This is a genomic window from Mycobacterium sp. IDUB_28 (genome assembly GCF_055419285.1).
In genome coordinates this window covers 357198-371235 of sequence record NZ_JBVAXK010000004.1, presented here as the reverse complement: position 1 = coordinate 371235, position 14038 = coordinate 357198, and the positions used below count along the sequence as shown (strand labels likewise).

The 14038-nt window shown below is 63.1% G+C and carries 13 protein-coding genes; 7 read left to right on the top strand and 6 right to left on the bottom strand.

Going from position 1 to position 14038, the window contains the following annotated elements; genetic code table 11:
* Positions 1-116 precede the first annotated feature (116 nt).
* Positions 117-1109 (top strand): hypothetical protein, encoded by a 993-nt coding sequence (locus ACZYZ9_RS11130; RefSeq protein WP_463826312.1) that lies wholly within the window; start codon positions 117-119, stop codon positions 1107-1109.
* A 405-nt stretch (positions 1110-1514) separates the two neighbouring features.
* Here the strand turns inward: ACZYZ9_RS11130 and ACZYZ9_RS11125 are convergent, their stop codons facing one another.
* The 3 genes from ACZYZ9_RS11125 to ACZYZ9_RS11115 all read right to left on the bottom strand — a co-directional run bounded on the left by ACZYZ9_RS11125 (position 1515) and on the right by ACZYZ9_RS11115 (position 4809).
* On the bottom strand, positions 1515-3296 hold the full coding sequence (locus ACZYZ9_RS11125; RefSeq protein WP_463826311.1) for a hypothetical protein: 1782 nt from the start codon (positions 3294-3296) through the stop codon (positions 1515-1517).
* On the bottom strand, positions 3293-4369 hold the full coding sequence (locus ACZYZ9_RS11120) for a hypothetical protein (protein ID WP_463826310.1): 1077 nt from the start codon (positions 4367-4369) through the stop codon (positions 3293-3295). Before ACZYZ9_RS11120 ends, ACZYZ9_RS11125 begins: the two co-directional genes overlap by 4 nt.
* Positions 4370-4662: 293 nt before the next feature.
* Positions 4663-4809: a hypothetical protein gene (locus ACZYZ9_RS11115; protein ID WP_463826309.1), complete on the bottom strand. Its 147-nt coding sequence runs from the start codon at positions 4807-4809 to the stop codon at positions 4663-4665.
* A 523-nt stretch (positions 4810-5332) separates the two neighbouring features.
* Here ACZYZ9_RS11115 and ACZYZ9_RS11110 point away from each other — a divergent pair.
* The gene (locus ACZYZ9_RS11110; RefSeq protein WP_463826308.1) at positions 5333-6700 is read left to right on the top strand and encodes a DUF6308 family protein; all 1368 of its coding nucleotides are present in this window, start codon (positions 5333-5335) and stop codon (positions 6698-6700) included.
* A gap of 61 nt (positions 6701-6761) precedes the next feature.
* Here ACZYZ9_RS11110 and ACZYZ9_RS11105 read toward each other — a convergent pair whose 3' ends face one another.
* Both ACZYZ9_RS11105 and ACZYZ9_RS11100 read right to left on the bottom strand, forming a co-directional pair.
* Positions 6762-7046: a hypothetical protein gene (locus ACZYZ9_RS11105; RefSeq protein WP_463826307.1), complete on the bottom strand. Its 285-nt coding sequence runs from the start codon at positions 7044-7046 to the stop codon at positions 6762-6764.
* A gap of 479 nt (positions 7047-7525) precedes the next feature.
* Positions 7526-8194: a uracil-DNA glycosylase family protein gene (locus tag ACZYZ9_RS11100; protein WP_463826306.1), complete on the bottom strand. Its 669-nt coding sequence runs from the start codon at positions 8192-8194 to the stop codon at positions 7526-7528.
* Between the two features lie 370 nt (positions 8195-8564).
* Here ACZYZ9_RS11100 and ACZYZ9_RS11095 point away from each other — a divergent pair, with 370 nt between their 5' ends.
* The 3 genes from ACZYZ9_RS11095 (at position 8565) to ACZYZ9_RS11085 (ending at position 11220) form a co-directional block, all read left to right on the top strand.
* Positions 8565-9440 carry a hypothetical protein gene (locus ACZYZ9_RS11095; protein ID WP_463826305.1) on the top strand — a complete coding sequence of 292 codons (876 nt, stop codon included), beginning with the start codon at positions 8565-8567 and terminating at the stop codon, positions 9438-9440.
* Positions 9433-10059 carry a GTP pyrophosphokinase gene (locus ACZYZ9_RS11090; RefSeq protein WP_463826304.1) on the top strand — a complete coding sequence of 209 codons (627 nt, stop codon included), beginning with the start codon at positions 9433-9435 and terminating at the stop codon, positions 10057-10059. The genes ACZYZ9_RS11095 and ACZYZ9_RS11090 overlap by 8 nt, the downstream gene beginning before the upstream one ends.
* A 63-nt stretch (positions 10060-10122) precedes the next feature.
* Entirely contained in the window at positions 10123-11220 is a 1098-nt protein-coding gene (locus ACZYZ9_RS11085; protein WP_463826303.1) for a hypothetical protein, read from the top strand.
* A gap of 259 nt (positions 11221-11479) precedes the next feature.
* On the opposite strand, the gene ACZYZ9_RS11080 is transcribed toward ACZYZ9_RS11085, so the two are convergent.
* Complete coding sequence (locus tag ACZYZ9_RS11080; protein WP_463826302.1) at positions 11480-11920, bottom strand: hypothetical protein; 441 nt, start codon at positions 11918-11920, stop codon at positions 11480-11482.
* Between the two features lie 557 nt (positions 11921-12477).
* Here ACZYZ9_RS11080 and ACZYZ9_RS11075 point away from each other — a divergent pair.
* Positions 12478-13479 (top strand): CBASS oligonucleotide cyclase, encoded by a 1002-nt coding sequence (locus ACZYZ9_RS11075; protein WP_463826301.1) that lies wholly within the window; start codon positions 12478-12480, stop codon positions 13477-13479.
* A 1-nt stretch (position 13480) separates the two neighbouring features.
* Positions 13481-13984, top strand: coding sequence for an HORMA-1 domain-containing protein (locus ACZYZ9_RS11070; protein WP_463826300.1), 504 nt, complete (start codon positions 13481-13483; stop codon positions 13982-13984).
* Positions 13985-14038: the final 54 nt, after the last annotated feature.

Genomic DNA, 14038 nt, shown 5'->3' with positions numbered 1-14038 from the left:
GGCGGCATGGGTGGGGCGGCCGCCAGAAGGGGCGGTGCTTGCGCCGGGGTGAGCGACCACGCGATGCCACTCACGGGTACTCGGGTGACATCGTCGGCAGCACTACTGTCGTGCCGATGAAGGATGTCGTGCCGGTGAGGGATCGCTGTCGTTTCCGCCTCGGCCTGCTCGCCGTTGCCGCCGCTGTGGTCGCATGCACGCACGATCAGCCTGCGCCGAAAGCCACCGACTCCGGGCCACCGGATACCAGCGTGGTCGCGCCCACCAACGACGCCGACCGTGAGCGGCTGCGCACGATCCAGCAGATCCGTGGCGTCGATATCTGCGCCCTGTACGGCGGGGCGCGCACGGTGGCGGGCAAGGCACTCACCATCGAGGCACCTACCTCGCCGATCCTGTGCCGCTCCCGCATCGGCCAAGACAGCGACAACATCACGGCGACCATCTCGTTGGCGGTCGGGCCGGTGGTGCTGCCTCAGCCGGCGGCCTGGGCCAAGCACGAAACGATCGACGGCACCGATGTCACCGTCGCCGACGCATTCGCCGGACCCAACATGCCCCCGCGCGACCAGATGGTGTCGGCGGGCTGTGAGTGGGCAGCCACCTATCCCGGCAGTGTGCGCCTGACCGCCATGGTGATGGCGCCACCGCGAATCGACGGCTGCGCCATTGGCCGCAAGCTCATGCAGGTGGGCCTGCACGAATTCGCCCGCAAGCCGTCCCTGGCGACGAGTTCGGTGCCCCGCACCGTGATCACCGGCGCCGACCCGTGCCGGGCACCGGCGCGACTGCGCCCGGCGCACGGCATTGCCTGGGACATTGCAGAGTTCAGCACCCATGACTGCGCCTTCGGCGTCGACGGCGGGCCGAACGTCTACCTTTCATTGGACTACGCGGAGCCCGACGGGCTCACCTACGAGCCTGAGCATTTCGACGTCGGCGGGCACGCCGTCAGCGGCGACGGCGAGGCGGGCATCTTTACGGTGGTGATCGGCCCGCAGTTCCAGGTCGGCACCAAGACGATGGTCCCGGTCGCCACGATCACCGATCCGGCGAAGGACTCCGATCGGATCCGGCTGATCGCCCAGGCGGTTGCGGACGAATACTGACGACGAGGTCAGGGGACCCGTTAAACACAAAGGCCACGGACTCTACGTCCGTGGCCTCGCGCGCCGCAGTTCGCGGAACCGCTCACTGTGTGCGGTCGATCGCCGCTGGTCAACGGGGTGAATCGACGGGTTCGTCCAGAGAGTTTCTCGAAAAAATCCAGAGGGTTTCGACCCGGCTCGGCGTGCCCTGGACCCGGCGACGGGCGAGCCCTGAGGGCGCCTCGGAGTCCGATCACCGGCCGCGCCGCACGCGTCAAGGGTGGGTCCGGACGACTCGGTACAGAGGCTCGTGCCGCGATTTACCTGTGGCGGGAAGTTTCTGCCAGAGGGTTTCTTGCCGGTGCAGACGCAAAGGAGCGGGCCGATGCTTGAGCACATCGGCCCGCTCCGTGGTGAGGGGCTTTCCTAAGTTCTCGGTGGGGTCCGAGTTGGTTCGTATCCGAGGTACTTGCGCAGTTGGCGCATTCGGATGTCGACGGATTCTTCGCGCGGTTTCCGGGTGGAGTGCGTCTGCTGGATCTGATGGTTGGTCGCCGCGATGGCCAGTGCCAGCAGGATTTTGACTATCGGTTCGCGCCTGGGCCCGGATTTCATCTGGGTCAGGTTGGTGATGTGGGGCGACTTCAGTAGCGAGAAGCGCTGTTCAGTGGCGCTGCGCGCGGCTTCGAAATAAATGGCGTGCTCCCAGGTGCTGACAACCGGGCCTCCCCAGGTGGCTTTCTGGAGTTGAGGCTTGGTCAGTGTGACCCGCAGCGTGGACTGCTGGCAGCAGGTGCGCTCATGGGCCTGCCAGGTCGGTGTCGCGAGCGGGGTGCCGAAGCCGGCGCGATCCATGGACGCTGGCTTCAGGGGGCATTGCACGCGCAATTGGACGGCGGGGCAGACCAGTTCTGCTTTAACCTGCAGTTCACGTTCTTCGCCCAGGCGTGGGCGTCCAGGTTTGCCGTTGATGATGGGGCGCGAGTTTGTGCCCATCAGGAACGGGAGCACGGCGGCGAGTTGGCGATCGTGCTCGGCCCACTTGCCGTTCTCACGCAGTTGTCGGGTCTTGGGAACGCTGTGCTTGCGTAGGAGGTCATGCGCGGCGGGGCAGTAGAAGGACCCGGCGAACTGGATCGGCCCCGGTGGCGCGGTGAGCGATGATCCGGGCGGGTTTGAGGAGGCTTCTCTCAGGGTCCAGTGGCTGGGGAATCGGACGACGGGGCTGTAACGGTGCTTGATCAGGAAGGGGACCCACTCGCGTTTGGGGTTGTAGCCCATGTCGACAGTCACCCGTGGGTGGCTGTCGTGACCGGTCGGTCTGGTGTCAAGGCCGTTGGCCTTCATGTGCTCGATGCAGGTGTCGAGGGCTACGAGGCTACCGGAGGTCGGCTGGTGGACATCCATCGCGAGGATGGCCGGTGCGACCGCGTGCAGTCTGTGTGGTGGTCCGACACGCACGACGACGGTCACCCCGACGCCGAATCCGCGTTTGCCGGTGCCTTTCGCGTCTTCGCTGAAGGGCCCCTTGGGGTTGTCGTCGCGTGCGTAGTAAGACCCGAAGTAGCAGGCACCTCGTTGGAGACGGTCCTTGGCTCCCAGCCCTGCTGATGGTCCGGCGAGGTCATAGATCGTTTCATCGGCGACGATGTCCCCGCGGGCTTCTTTGGGTTGGGTGTCGCGGATCGATCCAGCGACGATCTTGTTCATCACAATGCGCAGCCGCTCGGTGGCTTGCGCATAGTCCTGCAGTTGTTGTGGGGTGCGGCTGTTCACGATGGCTCGGTGCTCGTCGTTGGTGATTCGCTGAGCGGGCTGATCGGGTTGTGAATCCAGAGGGCTCAGTCGGCGGGTGAGCCAGCGTTCGAACCGGTGATACTCGCGGTCTTGATCTTCTCGGGGCCCGAACAGGCGGGAGAGGTCCTGGCCGCACATCCCGACTTCGGTGAGTTGACGCGCCGATAGGTCGCCGATGGCGTTGAGGATGGCTTTGTAGCTTGGGGTTCTGCCGAGAATGATCAGGCTCAGTGCGCAGGTCAGTACGGCGTCGATGGTGTAGTTGACCCCCCGCCGGGTGTGTGGTCGGTCGCTGTCAGGTTCGTGATAGCTGTCGATCAGCGGCGCCGCACCGGATCGTTGGATGATGATTTTGGCTTGGCGGAACATGTTGTCCGACAACCGGTATGCGGGCTGAAAGTCGCTGATCACAGTACGTTCTCCTTGGTCAGGGCGATGGCATGTTGCAGGCCGAAGGTGGGTAGTTGGTCGCGTTGATCGGACAACAGTTGCGTCGTCTTGCTGTCGGAAAGCTGCAGCAACAGGGCTGCTGGGATCCGGGCGGCCATGTCGAGAACCCACCGATTTCGCAGTGCTACTGCGTCGACACCGGGGTAGCCGCGTTTGCGGAGATTCTCGGCGACACGATTGACCGCGTTGCGTTCAACGTGTCCGCCGGCGGAGCCCAGCAGGTACTCGGATTTCTTGCAGTCGGCCAACGTCAGCAGACGCTCGCTGGCCTTTGCGTCTCCCACCGGCACCAGGCGTGTGCCGCCGGCGAGGTTGGGCAGGCGCACGACCGCAACGGTGTCACCGTCCCAGCTAGCCTCGGTGATCGAATTGCCCGTGAGCTCCTTGAAATCCGCGGGTCGGGCACCGGCGCCCAGGCAGCAGTCGAGCACGGTGAACAAACGCCCTGACAGCGCCCTCGGCAGGATCGGAGCGAGTGCGTACAGTTCCTCGACCAGACGCAGGCTCGCGGCAGGTGTTCGGTAATGATGCGGCTGCGCCAATGATTGCGGCGCCGGGTACTCCCCGGGATGGACCAGCCGGCCGACGGCGTAGAGCTGACCCATAAGCGTGCGGAGCCCGCGGTCTCCCCGGCGCACCTCGAGATACTTCAGGTGAGCTTGGACGTTAGCGCGACGCAGGGACGCCTTGTACGAAAAGGCACCCAACCGGACCGCGTCGAGGGCGAGGTACCGCGCCACGGCACGAACTGCGTGGTGGTCGGTATATGCCGTGGACACGGCAGTCAAGCACCACAAGCGTCTGGCCACCTCGATCGCCCACACCGCGACTCGTTTGTCGATACCGCGCAGCGTCGTGATCCGCGCCAACATCTCATAACGTTCCGGATCAACCTCCGGCTTCAAGGGTGGCAGCACAAAACGCTCGACGGGCTCCTTGACGACGGGGACGTCCGGCATCGCCTCCTGCACGCCCGGTGTGCCAGGTCCGGGTTCTTCAGCAGACGCGGCCGCCATCGCGGGGTACCGGGACATCAGGGTCACCGCCGCGACACACCGGGCATGTCGTTGACATGGTTGAGCAAACAGGGTGCAATGAGCACAGTTCCTCCTCAATGGAACATCTGAATACTGAAATTGCGGCTCAGCGCCGCGCGCGTCAGGCCGGGGCTGCAACCCCGGCCTTGTCTGCGTTTACGGTCTCTACGCCCTCCTATGGAGGCCGTTCACTGTTGTCGGTTTCGGGTCTGTCTCCTTTCTCTCACTTGCCTCGTTGGTGAATATGGCTAGTTGGTGGCCGACGGCACGATCTCGAAAATTGCCTATTATCACGCCGTCTCGCCGGGGTTGGCTGTGTTCGCCAGGCCGGCATCGATCAGACGGTTGCCGGCTTCAGAGACCGACACGTTCCACTCCGCCGCGCGCTGATACAGCGCCTCCGCCGTCGCCGGGAACAGCCTCAGCTCCACCCGCACTCGCTGCAGGCGAGGCGCCTGGCGCGGAGTCACGGGAACGTCCCGACGCAGTACCGGTCCATATCCGGGAAAATAACGGCCGAGTCCAGCAAACAGCGTCAATGCCGCGTCAGGCGTGTCGGCTGACTCTGCAACCGAATGTTTACCGCTGGCGGAAATTCTCTCCGCCGGGCAGCCATGTATCGCTCACGAACGCGGGGAGCTTGGCACACGGCAATGTTGGGAAATGCAACATCGCCGAATCGACGCCACCATAAATGTGTTACACATCACACCAACAACGCAGGTCACCTGCGTTCGGCGACGTCCGCATTCCACGTGAGTTCGATAGGACGGCGGCACACGGCGAGCAGCTCGTCAATGTCCGCTTCACAATCGGCGCACACCGGATTCATGTGAAGTCGACGCTCAAGGATTCGGCGGGCGCAGAGGCCTCAACCCTGCGTGGTGCTGCGCTGCCCTTTCAACGAAGGCGCCCGCCGCACTCTCACTACGCGAAGCCGACTGGTTTCCAGTGCCGGTGATGGCGCAGCATGAGTCCATGGGACCTGACCTCGGCGGCCAAAGCCAGTCCGACGAGAACACCTTCGATCACGACCAGTGCTACCGCGACGGTATTCACGTGAAGAGCAAAGCCGGTCGCCAGTGGTGCCGCGAGCACGGAGCCGCCAGCCGCTCCGGCCGGGATTACACGGGCAGGGCCACATCAAGGATCGCCGAGACGTACCTGCCCGGCAGTACGGAGTCCGGGGACGTCGATACAGATGTCGCACAACAGCGCAGCAGACGTGCGCAGGCCGCTGAGCGATACCGGCCAGACCGCATCCGGCTCCTGCTTATCGCTGAAGCTCCGCCGGCTGACCCCGATCGCTATTTCTACTTCCACGAGGTCAACGTCCATGACTCCCTGTTTCGCCACGTCATCCGATCGCTACTCGGTGTCGAACCCACCCGCGAAAACAAGGCCGAACTCCTCGCACAGCTGCAACAGCAGGGCACCTTCCTCATCGACCTCAAACCCGATCCCGTCGACAGCACACCGCTGAATTCGTATGTGCCTGAGCTGGTACACCGAGTCCACGGGCTTAGCCCCGAGCGCATCGTGCTCATCAAAGCAACGGTCTACGACGCGGCATACGCGGCACTGGCCGCGGCCGGACTGCCCGTGAGCTCTGTCCGCGTCCCGTTCCCCGGCAGCGGCCAGCAGACGAACTTCTTGCAGGCATTCGCCAACGCGGTCCGCGAGTCCGAGGCGGACACCGTCGCAACACCAGAACCAGCATTGTCGTCGCAACGCCGATTCGCTTTCGACCTCGCCGAATGGTTCGAAGCCAACGCCAAGCAGATTGGCGAGGATTACGACCGCTACTTCACGAGTTTCACCGGCCGCTGGTTTGAACATTTCGGCGCCGTCGGCGACCCCAACCGATTCGACGCCTCCGACCTGGTCGCGGTCGAGGCACTCAGCGTCCAGGTGCCCCCCGAGGCAGCAGCCAAACTGCTTGTCACCGAACCTGATCGGTTCAACGCGTTGCTTCGGCGGATACCGCGCTCAGTCGACATCTGGGACGCTTCCCGGCAGACACTGCAGGACGGTCCGACGGCAGAACTTCACACACTGTTGCGCACCCTGCCGGGCGTCGACTGGGTCATCGCCGGCAAGCTGCTCGCCGCCAAACGACCACGCCTGATCCCCATCCTCGACAACAAGGTCAAAGACCTACTTCAGCCACCCACTTCGAGGTTCTGGATCTCGATGTGGGACGAACTGGCCGACCAGTCGCGCCGCGTGACCGTCGCCCAGGTTTGCGCGGATGGACCGGCCGACGTCAGCCTGCTCCGCCGCATAGACGTCGCGCTCTGGATGGCCGCGACCCAGCACGGTCAGTAGGTGCATGCCGCCAGATGCCTTTTCACTCCCCGACGGCGCTCGTCACGGACTCACCTTCGAGTCAATCACCCAGCACCGCAATCGATTGCGGCTCACCAGCGATGCGGCTGACCGTCGCCCGCTGCGCTTCGGTCAGCATGTCCTCGGTATAACCGTCGATCGCGAGAGCCCACCAGGCCGTTTTGACGTTGGGGCAATGAGGGCAACAGCGGGGTCCGACCACGCCGAACTGGCCCATCCTCGGCGGATAGTCCCACCCGAGGTCGAATGCGTCGCCCGGGGTCAGGATTTCCTCGGCCCCACACACTTCGCAGATGTGCCGCCACTGCGGCTCGGTGTCACTCACATGCGTCAGTCTCACCCGCAGGGGTGACACGTGAGAGGCAGCGGCGGCAGCCCACCTGCTGTTCGCCATCCGCGCTCACGGCACGATCTGAATATCCGCCTCGTATCTCCTACTCTCACAGCGGGGATTCTCCGAATCCGCTTGGCGTATCAAGATGGTCGATCCCCGTGCGGTTACCTAAGAGCGGTAGCACATAGCAATGACCGCCTCGCGTGACCGACGCCGCTACCCTGGGGTGTCGGTTGAGGCAGTCACGGGCTGAGCCAGAAGGAGGTGGGACGGTGGCGTCCGAAGAGTCTCCGGCGCCACGCGAGTGGCGGACATGGTCCGACATAGCCGAATTATTCAACAGGCCAAATGATCCCGGTTGGATCGCGGACCAAGACCGAGTTGAGCACGGCGTCCGCGATCTCGATGGCGACCATCGAAGCGGCGCTTGATTGTGTTGAGTGACGCGAAGTTGGTGTCACTGACGGTTGTCAGTCCGTTGCGTTGATGTCGACCATTCCAGCGCATGTGGGCTCAAGACCGGGTGCAGCATCGTCAAAGGCCCACCGCATGGCGTCGGCCAAACTGTGGACGTACTCCTGTTCGAGTGCGCTGTCGTGCTGGCGCTTGATCCAGGCGGGATGCTTGGCGAAAAGCAAGTAGGGCGAACGCGGCGGCCGACCGCTCGGCGCACGGAACGGCCATGGAGAGACCCGCGCCGAGGGGTAGAAGAATGACAGAACACGTTTGGCGTCGACACCGAGGGCGATGACCAATCGTGGACGGACCATCTCGAGCTCGCGATGCAGATATGACGAGCAGTTCACTATCTCGTGCTCGTGGGACCCGCGATTCTTGGGCGGGTGACAATGCACCACGTTGCTGATGAATGTCTCGTCCTTGGCGCGGCCGGCGAGCCGCAGACTTTCGTTGAGCAAGCTTCCGCTTCCCTCGAAGAAAGGCTCCTGCGGCTTCATGCATTGCTCGCAGAGGCTTTGCCCAACGATCACGACCGGTGAATACAGATTGCCCCAAGCCGGCGCAGCCTGGGTTACGCCCTTCTTGTTCATACCTGCACAGCGCGAACAACTGCGAATCTCGTCGTCGAGCAGATTCTTTCGCTGCTGGAGCGAACCCTCAGAGTCCTTGCCGATTGTCACTAGCTGCTTCCCCTCGGGTTTACTGCGAGCCCCCGACACCCGGCACGGCTGACGCCGAGAGTACGGCCCACCACCGACACCGGGGTCGAACCTGTGTATCGCTTGCTCGGCGCTTTGCGAGGTATGCAACGCACACGGTGCCAGGCGCCCGAAACGCCCGTGGAATACATTCCCGGCTGACAAGATTACCGAGCGTTCTGCCCAGGGAAGGAAGTGCATGGTGGCAGCTGGTGAGTTGGTACGGGCGTACGCCTTCGAAGTCGCCCCGCAGCAGGTCTCCGGTTACACCGGAGGTGTCGTCCCGCTGACCACCCAGCTGCAGGCCGCCCTCGACTATCGCTTTGATAGGTCCAACGTCGCCGTTGCACCGGTGGTCAATTTTCAGGTCGACGACAGCTCGCCGTCGCGAGCGCACCCGGTACGCGATGCGGCGCTGGCGATTGCATTTGCCGAGGTGCCTCAGCCGGAGGTTGTCGAACTGCTTGCTCAACGACTCGCCGCGGCAATGGATCTGCGGTCAAAACCTTCCCTGTTGATGGCCAGCGTGCACACATGCGCGACGCCACAGGACAAGCGGTTGATTCTGTGGACGTTTCCTCAGCAGGAAGTGTTCAACCTGACCGTGGCCGACGGTAAGACGAACCTAGAGGTCATGGACGCATTCACCACGGAGTCGCACTTGCGCAAGGTGGCAATGATCGAAGGCAAGAACATTGCGACCGGGATGCTAACCGCCCGGGTGCGTGATTTTCAGGCTACGAACGCTGAGCGGGCGGCCGCTGACCTGTGGATCGAGAAGTTTCTCGGTGCGCGGTTGCAGATGAGCAACGCAGAAGGCACCAAGTTGTTGGCACGGGTGCTGCGATCAGCACACGCCAGAACCGGGCAGCAGCCCGAGGCACAGGAGCAGATCACCGCAGCCATCATGGGATTGCGGGTCGCTCCGCCGCGGAGGTGGTCGATCAACGCCATCGCTTCGGAGTACCACCTCGACGACACCGCCACCGCAGCCTTGGTCCACAATCTTCGTCCTGAGGAGCGAACGGCCATGTTCGGTCTGGATAACGAAACCTTCGACCAGCTAATTCACTACACCCGGTTTGTCCTCGACAACGGCGTGATCGTGTCGGCACCCTTTGTTCAAATGGACTCCGACGGGGGCGTCGAGCTGTTCGAGGTGGACGGTAAGCGCCGACTGCGCGCCGAGGGCGAGATTCAGGAAGAGCAGGTGAGACGCCGTGGATGAAAGCGCACTGGTGGCCGCCTACCAAGAGCGCCGCCCGCTTCTGGATGCGCTCGTGGCCACCCTGCAGCAGGCAACCGCGGACGCCCTCGAGGGGGTCGCCCACATCGACCGGATCGCATTCCGCGCCAAAGAGCAAAGGTCGTTCGTCGTGAAGGCCGCCAATCCCAAATACACCCACCCGTTGTCCGAATTGGAAGATCAGGTCGCGGGCCGCGTCATTACCTTCTTCCGCGACGACATCGCCGTGGTCTGCACCGCACTAGCCGAGTGGTTCGGCCCGGTGGAACGCCAGACAAAAGAACCTGAAGAGCCTACGGAATTCGATTACGAGTCAGAGCATTTCGTTCTGATCATCCCCGAGCACTACAAGCCGGGGGGCTGGACCGACATCGACCAGATGCCCACCACGTTCGAGCTGCAAGTCCGCACCCTGTTCATGCACGCCTGGGCCGAACCCCAACACGACCTCGGCTACAAGGGGACCGAACTGGACCACAACACAAAACGGGAACTGGCGTGGGTAGCGGCGTCGGCGTGGGGTGCCGACCGCACCTTCAACGACATCGCCCGACGACTGGCCGCAGCAACGGGTGACGACCCTGCCGCCAAGCACGCCTAGAGCTGCGCAGCTGTCGTGGTGAGGTGGCCGCACAACCCGGTGCCAGCCGGGCAGTATGCGGCGTTGGCCGCGGCAGCCACCCGCGACGGGATCCTTGACCTCACGGCCTTCACGGAGACACTGCAGCAATCGGTGGCCGAGGACCACTGGCGCACAGCGTGTCCCGGACCACTCATCGAGTTCAACGACGGTCCTACGACATTTCTTTTCGCCCAGGCCGGTGATACCCACGCCGATCGGACACTGCTGGCGATTGGTCATCCCGAACCGCCGCGCGAGGTTCGTGATGTCGCCTACCAACGGGGCTACCCGCTGCCCGAGACGTTCGCCGGGAGGCCCGTAGATCGTGGACATTTGATCCCGTATGCCGGCGGCGGCCAGTACGGGCCGAACCTCTTCGTCCAAGATCGCGCACTGAATCGAGGCTGGTCGCGCGACGGACGCGGCTACCGCACCCTGGAACGTGCCGCCGTAGCCGGCTCTCCCAATACCTTGATGTTCGCCCGGCCTCGCTATATCGATGACGGCGACGTGCCCGGCTTCATCGACCTCGGCGTCGCCACGAGCAACGGCGTCACCGTGCACACATTCAGGAACCGGTATGACCCCGGCCCGGACGGCGCGAATCGACGCGATTTATCCATCGTGTTGCCCGGGGCAACCAACGCACAGGTCGGGGCGCTTGGAGAAGAAACTGCCTCAGTACTGCTCACCGACGTCTTTGATGCCACCCTCGTCGCGATGGGCGATGCCGGACTACCGCGCGACGGACCCCTGCAGGACCTGGATCTGCTCGCCATCGTCGACGGCGAGCTCATCGCACACGAAATCAAGACCCGTTACGCATCAACGAAAGCCGGCCGACTCACCAAGGCCGGTAACCTGCTGCGGCCCCCTTTGCAGCGCTCCCGCAACCCCGGAGGGCGCCAGGCCAGCCAGCCCTACGTAGCGGAACGGCTCAACGATCATCTCGATGTAGGAGAAGGCTATTCGGGCATCGTCGTCCACGTCGTCGCCGTCGATTTCGTGGCCATGCGGGCGCAATGGTTTCACGTCAACGACGCTGGCAAACGGGTGCGCCCAGCCGGCCCGCCGATCGACTGTGCCGCCGCTGCACGACAAGCACTCAATCAAATCGTGAAGCACCGCGGCCAACTGTGAAGATCGCCGCGCTCCCGCGAATATGCCCAGCTTCGAAGCCGTAATCCTGTGCGATTGATCTAGTTCCGCACCTTCGAACGCGTGGTGGCTCTGCCGGTCCTAGGTAGGTTCGCCCCGGCCGCCGCACGGTAGGCGCTAAACGGTGGATCCCAATTGCAGTTAGCGTGGCCGGCTCACAACGCTCTCCCGATGGCGACGAACGGTGGCTAACGAAACCAGAGTCAACGGTGACAATCCTGCGTTCGATTCGGGCCACCGACTACGTGAGCTGCGGCGACCGCACAAGTGGTTCAACAGCTTCGAGAAGCCTCAACAGGTCCTGCGCGAAGTCCTCTTGGTGGTTCTGCAGGAACCGTGCCATGCCTCGTACCTCTGCTACCACGACTCGCGCCCGGTCGAGCTCCGCCGCCGACGGCCCGAGCGAGTTCAGCTCGCCGTCACCGTTGGTACGGAGATACGCAGCCATGCGCGCGCGCATCTGGTCGGCCTGTCGGTTGTAGTGCTCCAGCAAGCTGGCAATGCGGCGGTGCTCTCGCTCTGCGGTCCGGCGGCATTCTTCACTGTGGAAGTCCTTTCGCCGACCCGGACCGACGGCACGCAGGAACTGTTCGTCGCACTTCGGATTCGCGCAGGTTGCCTGCAAGTACTGCAGATCTGCTTCGTCACGATGCTCTGCGAGCCCGACCACATCGCCAGTCATATCCTGCTCCCGTCATGTTGCGGAGTTTATTTGCGCGTTGCGCGTGAACTCAGGGTAACTAATCAGTGCAGCTAGATATGCCAGGCACGCCGACACTCTCATCGTTTCGCACCCGCGACTCGCCGATGCTCTTTCATTTAATCTGCGCGAAAATGGAACGAGCGAGAATATGGGTGTCATGAAACCCGCTTAGTCCCGACGGACGTCTTGGGACTGACACCTATACATCGGAGCCACAAGCCCGAAAGGAGGGGTTGCCCCCGGCTTCATCCCGCATTGGCCGGGCAGCGATGCTGCCGTCGTGTCAGAGCGGAGAAGTACGTAAGAGCGAGCTTCAGCAGCTTTGCTGAAGCCGCAGTTCCAGGCAAAACGAAGGCCCTGAGGTCGGCGCGATGTCTGATCTCAGGGCCTACGTCGTATTGCTTGGTCGCCTTCGATCGTAGGTGAGGCACGAAGGGTGCGGAAGATCCCCGCCCCATTGAGTTGGCGAGATCAACATCACCCCCTCCAAATGGCGAACTTCTGCGTCGAGTGCTCGAAGCGATCTGAGGAGAACAGTGCACGATTTCGTAACCCATCGAGACCTCGCGGCGTACGCGGTCGCGAGGGTCAATGTCCCGAGCGACAAAGCGAAGGCCAGGAGGCAGCAGGTCGCGCATTTGCGAAGCCGCCTCGAGGCGTACATTGCCGAACATCCGGACTACAACCTGGTAAAGATGCGCGCTGCAGGCAGCGTCGCGAAGCACACCGCTATCAGTGCCAGCTCGGATACCGACATTGCGGCATACGTACGCGCCTCGGCGGTCGGGGGCGTCAATGCCGATGAATCTGGGCTCCTCGAGTGGCTGCGCGAGCGCTGCGTAGAGGTCTATGGGGCGACGAAGGATGCCTCAGATTTCGAGATCTCTGAACACGCCGTTGCGATCACGATGCGCAGCTCGGGCTTGAAAATCGATGTCGCGCCGGTGTTGTACGAGGACGAGCCCGACGATCTTGGCTATCTAATCACCGGCAACGGCGACCGTGTCCTCACCTCGGTTACGTTGCACCTGAACTTCCTAAAGAAGCGCAAAGACCAGGCCGGCGCCGAGTACCGGGAACTCATTCGGCTGATCAAGCAATACATCAAACGAGCCAAGCTTGAATCCTCCGCCGTCGGCCCGGAATTGCGGTTCAAGAGTTTTATGGCAGAGCTGATCGTCGCGCATCTCTACGACAACGGCTGGAACAGCGAACCCTTTGCAGTCAAAGACTATCCGCGGGCATTCGAGCAGTTCCTTGGCTACATCGTTCAGAGCGGCCTCAAAGAGCCGATCACGTTCAGCGACAACTACGACCCGGCGGAAATCCCCACTTCATACGATTCGTTGCAAGTGTGGGACCCCGTCAATCCAGCCAATAACGTCGCGAAGTCCTACACGGATGACGACCGTCAACGGATCGTGAATCGATGCTCTCAGGCGCTCGATCAGGTCACATGGGCCGGCATGTCACCGACCAAAACTGCCTCCGTCGAGGCGTGGCAGACCGTGTTCGGTCCAAGCTTCCAAGGAGCATGACATGACTTCGTCAATGACCCGGTCCTCGACCTTCACCTATACCGACGCCAAGTACGTCGCCAGTAAGCTCGGCGCAGACCTACTCGGGTTGAACGCACGCTACGGGGTCCCCTCGCGCCCCGATATTGAGGCGTACGTCGAGGAGGTCGCGCTACACCTCCAGCACGGCTACCTGGAAAAGGTCGACTTCGGGTTTCAAGACGGCGAACGCTGGGTCCTCCGGTTGAGTTATACCGCCGCAGCCGGCGGCCAGCTCCGCGACGAGACCCCCGGCGGGCTACCCAGCGCATACGACATCGCTGGCCACTCATTCGGCAGCTACCTCACTCGGAGCTCGGCCTACCGTGCCTTAACCGACGCTCAGCGGGCCGAATTCGAGCGGATCAGTCCCGTATGCCGTACCCCGGGCATCGAACCGACCGCGAACTCCGGCAGTTTTAGTGGCGCCTCCCAGTACTCCCGAAGCGGTAACGGCATCAGTCGCAATGTCTACACCGCGTTCTAACACTCCCGCACGCGGTGGGGCCGCACGCCCTCCCGCAGCACGCGTTGATTACCC

Excerpts from the sequence above, each read along its gene's own strand:
- ACZYZ9_RS11120 (WP_463826310.1), bottom strand. The coding sequence starts at position 4,369 with ATGTCCCGGTACCCCGCGATGGCGGCCGCGTCTGCTGAAGAACCCGGA.
- ACZYZ9_RS11110 (WP_463826308.1), top strand. The coding sequence starts at position 5,333 with ATGGCGCAGCATGAGTCCATGGGACCTGACCTCGGCGGCCAAAGCCAG.
- ACZYZ9_RS11080 (WP_463826302.1), bottom strand. The coding sequence starts at position 11,920 with ATGACTGGCGATGTGGTCGGGCTCGCAGAGCATCGTGACGAAGCAGAT.
- ACZYZ9_RS11130 (WP_463826312.1), top strand. The coding sequence starts at position 117 with ATGAAGGATGTCGTGCCGGTGAGGGATCGCTGTCGTTTCCGCCTCGGC.
- ACZYZ9_RS11070 (WP_463826300.1), top strand. The coding sequence starts at position 13,481 with ATGACTTCGTCAATGACCCGGTCCTCGACCTTCACCTATACCGACGCC.